The organism is Rhodanobacter spathiphylli B39, from assembly GCF_000264295.1.
Taxonomy (GTDB): Bacteria; Pseudomonadota; Gammaproteobacteria; order Xanthomonadales; family Rhodanobacteraceae; genus Rhodanobacter; species Rhodanobacter spathiphylli.
The window spans coordinates 1-331 of sequence record NZ_AJXT01000026.1 but is presented as its reverse complement, the minus strand read 5'-3'; the positions used below and the strand labels follow the sequence as shown (position 1 = coordinate 331).

Below are 331 nucleotides of genomic sequence, written 5' to 3'. Positions count from 1 at the left end.
CCGCGCTGCCAGGATGAGTACGGCTCGGCGAAATAGCTCTTGGCAACCAAGGCAATATCGACCAAAGCGTGTTCGGCGAACTCGCTGCCGTTGTCCCAGGTCAGGGTATGCACGCGAGCCCGCAGGGGATGCAGGGCATGGACGATGGCGCGCATGACCGTGTCGGCCTCGCCGTTGGGTACGAGCCGCATGCGCAGCAGGCCGGACTTGCGGTCGACCAGCGTCACGACCCGCGCAAGCCCCTTACCCACGATGGTGTCGCCTTCCCAGTCACCCACCCGCTTGCGGCTCTCCACGATAGCCGGCCGCTCGGCGATGCGCCGCCCGTGGA

1 protein-coding gene is annotated in these 331 nt (G+C 67.1%); it reads right to left on the bottom strand.

Features of this window, described 5'->3' with window-relative positions; translation table 11 throughout:
• Nucleotides 1-331, bottom strand: a 331-nt coding sequence (locus UU7_RS09950) for an IS30 family transposase (protein WP_007807884.1), incomplete at both ends; no start/stop codon positions are given.